Annotated in this window: 3 protein-coding genes; 1 reads left to right on the forward strand and 2 read right to left on the reverse strand. The window is 76.0% G+C overall.

The window, feature by feature from the left end; translation table 11 throughout:
- A partial coding sequence (locus tag DKL51_RS28315) for a P-loop nucleotide/nucleoside kinase family protein (RefSeq protein ID WP_124812698.1) occupies positions 1 to 424 on the forward strand: 424 nt, incomplete at its 5' end.
- Positions 425 to 434: 10 nt separating this feature from the next.
- Here DKL51_RS28315 and DKL51_RS28320 read toward each other — a convergent pair.
- Complete coding sequence (locus DKL51_RS28320) at positions 435 to 662, reverse strand: sulfurtransferase TusA family protein (protein ID WP_124812700.1); 228 nt, start codon at positions 660 to 662, stop codon at positions 435 to 437.
- Positions 659 to 1027, reverse strand: a 369-nt coding sequence (locus tag DKL51_RS28325; protein WP_124812702.1) for an aminotransferase class V-fold PLP-dependent enzyme, incomplete at its 5' end; no start/stop codon positions are given. The genes DKL51_RS28325 and DKL51_RS28320, both read right to left, overlap by 4 nt.

The raw sequence follows: 1027 nt of genomic DNA on the forward strand, positions 1-1027 counted from the left end.
CGCCCCGGTCCTGCCGGTGGACCCGGTGGAGCGGGCCCTCGGCCGGTACGGGCTGACCGGTGACGTGCCCGGGATGGCCGCCTACGGCGCGGTCGCCGGGCTGGCCGAGGTGCAGCTCGGGCTGGGGCTGAGCGTGGTGGTCGACGCGGTCAACCCGGTGGCCAGCGCCCGCGGCCTCTGGCACGATCTGGCCGAGCGGGCCGGGGTGCCGCTCCGGGTGATCGAGGTGCACTGCGGCGACGAGGCGGAGCACCGCCGCCGGATCGAGGCGCGGCTGCCCGCGGTCTCCGACCCGCACCTGCCGACCTGGGAGCAGGTCCTGCTCCGCCGCGCCGAGTACGAGCCGTTCGTCGGCCCCCGTTTGGTGGTGGACACCGCGGTCGACACCGACCCCCTCCCCGGCATCCTCGCCTACCTCCGCTGACCGCGACCGCTCAGCCGCTGCGCCGGACGTCGTAGCCGGGACCGTCGGGGTGGGGCCCGACGAACTCCTGGTCGCGCATGCGGCACCACGCCGGGATGTCGACCGCCGCCGCGGGATCGTCGGCGAGGACGCGGAGCACCCCGCCGACCGGCAGCTCCGGCAGGTGCCGGGCCAGGGCGATCACCGGTAGCGGGCAGCGCTGGCCGCGGCAGTCGAGGACCTCGTCCGGCTGGCTCACAGCCCCACCACTCCCGCCTCGGCGCGCAGGTCCGCGACGATGCCGGGCAGCTCGGCGAGGAATCGCTCGACGTCCGCCTCGGTCGTCTCCCGGTGCAGCGAGACCCGGACGTTGCCGTGCGACAGCACGCCCATCGCCTCCAGCACGTGCGACGGCCGCAGCGTCGACGACGTGCAGGACGAGCCGGAGGAGACCGCGAAGCCGCGCCGGTCCAGCGCGTGCAGCAGCGCCTCGCCGTCCACGTAGAGGCAGGAGAAGGTGACCAGGTGGGGGAGGCGGTCGACCGGGTCGCCGACCACCTCCACGTCCGGCACCTCGGCCGCGACCCGGGTGCGGATCCGGTCCACCAGCGGCGCCAGCCGGGT

Origin of the sequence: Micromonospora globispora (genome assembly GCF_003857015.1) — a bacterium.
GTDB classification, from domain to species: Bacteria; Actinomycetota; Actinomycetes; order Mycobacteriales; family Micromonosporaceae; genus Micromonospora; species Micromonospora globispora.